The organism is Streptomyces sparsogenes (assembly GCF_001704635.1).
Taxonomy (GTDB): Bacteria; Actinomycetota; Actinomycetes; order Streptomycetales; family Streptomycetaceae; genus Streptomyces; species Streptomyces sparsogenes.
Window position 1 is genome coordinate 1 of sequence record NZ_MAXF01000207.1, and the last position, 4048, is coordinate 4048.

General features: G+C 77.0%; 1 protein-coding gene. It reads right to left on the reverse strand.

What is annotated here, in order from left to right; all coding sequences use genetic code 11:
• On the reverse strand, positions 1-4048 hold a 4048-nt coding region (locus BBH68_RS36545; RefSeq protein WP_141713140.1), incomplete at both ends, for an SDR family NAD(P)-dependent oxidoreductase.

Consider the following 4048-nt stretch of genomic DNA (forward strand, 5'->3'; position numbering starts at 1 on the left):
GGGATGCGCGACGGGGGGTAGCCCGCGTTCTCCAGCGCCGACCAGGCCGTCTCCAGGAAGAGCCGCTCCTGCGGGTCCATCGTGCGGGCCTGCTTGGGCGAGATCTGGAAGAACAGCGAGTCGAAGGAGTCGACGTCGGACAGGAAACCGCCCCAGCGGCCGTAGCTGCGGCCCGGCGCGTCGGGATCCGGGTCGAACAGGGCGTCGGCGTCCCAGCGGTCCGCGGGGACCTCGGTGACGCAGTCACGGCCCTCGGCGAGGTTGCGCCAGAACTCCTCCAGGGTGTCCGCCTGGGGATAGCGGCCGCTGATGCCGATGATCGCGATCGGCTCGTCGGCGTCCCGGCCGGCGGGCGGGGTGTGCGGGCCGGGGGCCGGCGCGGACGCGGGAGCGGGGGCGGTGTCCTGCCGCGACAGCGGTGTCTCCTGCCGTGACGCCTCGGTCCCCTGCGGGGACGGCTCGGTCTCCTCGGGGAACAGGCGGGTGACGGCGTCGGCCTGCTCGGCGAGGATGTGGTCGGCCAGCTCGTCGACCGTCCGGAACTCGAAGAACACGGTGCCGCGCAGGCCCGGGAAGTCCTTGCCCAGCAGCGAGTTGGTCTCCATGACCAGCACCGAGTCCAGGCCGTAGTCGTCCAGCGGGACGCGGCTGTCGAGGCGCCCGACGGGCAGCTTCAGCACGCCCGCGAGGACCTCGCGCAGGTGCTCCACCAACCGCTCCCGGAGCCGGCCGGCGCGGGCGGCGCCGGGAGCCGACTGGACGGGGTCCGACGCGAGAGGCCGGGACGGGGTGGGCCGGGACGGGGCGGGCGTGCCCGTCAGGGCGGCGTCGACGGCCGCCGGGTCGCCCCAGGCGGGCACGAGCCACGAGGCGCCGGGGGCGAAGGAGCGGGCGAGGAGGTCGAGGCCCGCTTCCGCGCTCAGCGCCCGCATCCCGCTGCGGCGGGTGTACGCGGCCAGTTCCTCCTCGTGCACCAGCCCGTCGACCCCGCCGACCGCCCAGAGCGGCCAGGCCAGGGACAGGCTGCGGCCGTGCCCCTCGCCCCGGCGCACCCGGCGGTCGCGGAGCACCGTGTAGAGGTCGGCGAAGCGGTTGGCGGTGGCGTAGCCGGCCGCTCCGAAGTCCCCGATGAGGGAGGAGAGGGAGGAGAAGACCACGAAGAGGTCGAGCGGGTCCTCGCGGGTCAGCCGGTCCAGGTGGACCAGGCCGTGGGTCTTGGCGCCGAGCAGCCGGGCGAAGCGCTCCCGGTCGCCGTCGGCACGGCCCTGGTCGGCGACGCCCGCCAGGTGGAACACGCCGTGGAGGGCGCCGAACCGGTCCCGGGCGGCGGTCAGCGCCGCGCCGAGTTCGTCGGCCCGGGCCACGTCGGCGCGCAGCGCGAGCACCTCGGCACCGAGGCCGGTCAGCGTGCGGTGCCAGGCGCGGGTCCGCTCGTCGGGCTCGGAGCGGCCGATCAGCACCAGCTTGGCCGCGTGGGTGCGGGCCAGATGCTCGGCGAGGACACGGCCGAGGGCGCCGGCGCCGCCGGTCAGGATGTACACGCCGCCGTCCCGCAGCGGCACGTCGGCCGGGGCGGCCGGGCCGGTGAGCGGGCGCAGGGCCCGTACCTGCCGCTCGCCGGAGGCCGTACGGCGGACCTCCAGGCCCGCGGCGCGGGGCGCGGCGCGCAGTTCCACCGCCACGGCCCGGGCGACCTCGGTGGCCGGGGCCGCGATGTCGACGCCGAGGGTGAGCAGTTCCACGCGCGGCGCGACCGGCCCCGTGGAGCGGGCGAACCCGGCCAGGGCGGCCCACTCCGGCCGGTCCTCTCCGGCGTTCTGCGGATGCAGCACCAGGCACCGCACCCGGCCGGGCAGCACGCCGGTGCGGGCCGCGTCGAGCACGTCCAGGACGGGGGCGCAGGCGCGGTCGAGCAGCTCGGCGGGTGAGCCGTCGTCCGCGTCGCCGAGGACGGCGGCGAGGTCGACGGCGAGGTCGAGCCCGTCCTCGTCGGCGAGGGAGGCGAGTCGGCCGGTGTCCTCCCCGATGGCGACGACGCGCCGCCACACGCCGGTCGCGGCCAGCGCGGACTCCAGTTCCGGGGCGCGGCCAAGCAGGACGAGGGTCCCGGCGCCCTCCGCCGGTTCCGGGTCGGCGGCGGGGCGCCAGTACGGCTCGTAGAGTCGGGGCTCGCCCGAGGCGGGCTGAGGCACGGCCTCCCCGGTGGGCACGGCGGACACACGGCCGGCGAGCGCCGTCCGGGCGCCGGCCGCGGGGGCCGCCTGGCTGCCGGGCAGACGGCCCGCGAAGTCCCGTACGGAGGCCAGCACGCGGCCTTGGTCGTCGTACACGGTCAGATCGAAGCGGCGCACCCCCGCCGACTCGTCGACCAGCCGGGCGTGCGCGTGGCAGACCTCGGGCAGCGGGGCGAAGTGGTCCAGGGCGCCGAGGCTGAAGGGCACGGCGAGCTCACCGGGGCGCGGCGCGGTGGTCCGGCCGGTCCAGTGGCAGGCCCGCAGGGCGCCGTCGAGGAGTTCCGGGGGCAGTTGGGTGTCCGGGGCGGTGCCGGTCCGGGCCAGCCGGACCAGCGCCTCGCCGGGGCCGACCCGGATCTCGTCGATGACGCGGAAGGAGGGCCCGTACGCAAACCCGGCGGCCGCGTACTCGGTGTACGCGGTGGGTCCGTCGCGTACGACGGACAGACGGGCGCGCAGCGCGGCGAGGTCCTCGGCGGCCTCGGGGGCGGCGGGGGCCGGGACGGCACTGCCGCGGGCGTGGGTGGTGCGGCCGGCCCCGGTCCCGCTGTACACCTCGAAGGCCAGGCCGGTGCCGTCCGGGCGGAAGGAGGCGTACAGCTCCATCCGGCCCTCGGCGAGTTCGACGGCCCGGCCCCACACCACCTCGCGCAGCGCGTGCCGGGTGCCGGGCTCGGCGAGCGCGGCGGCGGCGCGGACGAACTCCAGCGTCGCCGCGCCCGCGAGCAGCGGCCGGCCCTCGATCACGTGGTCGCGCAGCAGCGGATCGTGCGCGCGCAGTGTCTTGCGGAAGCGGACCTCGGTGACCGTGGACTCGTTGGCGTCGACCAGCGGGTGCGGAGCGCCCGTGCCCAGGTCGGGGTCGAGCGGGATCCAGTAGCGCTCCGGGGCGAACGGGTAGCGGGGGGCGCGTACCCGCCGGGGGGCCGTGCCCGGCCGGGAGGCGTGCCAGGCCGCCCAGTCCACGTCGGCGCCGCCCAGCCAGCGGCGGGCCGGCTCGGCCAGCGGCCCGGCGTCGGCGAGGTCGGGGGCGGGGCCGCCGTCGGCGAACCGGCTCAGGGCGGCGACGAGTTCACGGCCGTCGGTGACCGCCACCGCGAGCCGGGCGTCGAGGGGCTCGCGGCCCACCTGGGTGGTGAAGCACAGGTCGGCGAGCGGCACGTGCTCGGTCCGGACGAAGCGGGCGGCCGACTCGGCGTAGGCGCGCAGCCGTTCCTCGTCGCGGGCGGACAGCAGGAACAGCACGGGTTCGCCGGCGCGCTGCTCGCCCGCCGGTACGTCGGTGACCGGGTCGGGGTTCGGGGACTCCTCCAGGACGAGGTGCGCGTTGGCGCCGCCCGCGCCGAAGGAGCTGAGGCCGGCCCGGCGCGGCCGGTCCCCGTCGGGCCAGGCGGACAGCTCGCGCTGGACGCGGAACGGGGAACGCTCGAAGTCGATGTTGGGGTTCAGCTCGGCCGAGTGCAGCGAGGGCACCAGGGTGCGGTGCCGGAACTGCAACAGCACCTTGGTGAGTCCGGCGACGCCGGCCGCGGACTCCAGGTGCCCGATGTTGGACTTGACCGAGCCGATCGGCCAGGTGCCGGGCGCGGCGTCGGCGGACCGGTAGGCGTGGGTGAGGCCGGTCAGCTCGATCGGGTCGCCCAGGGCGGTGCCGGTGCCGTGCGCCTCGACGTAGCCGATGTCCTCCGGAGTGACGCCGGCCCGTTCCAGCGCGGTGGTGATCGCGCGCTGCTGGGCGCGCGGGTTGGGCACGCTGTATCCGTTGGTCCGGGCGCCGTGGTTGACGGCGCTGCCCAGGATCAGGCCGTGGATGC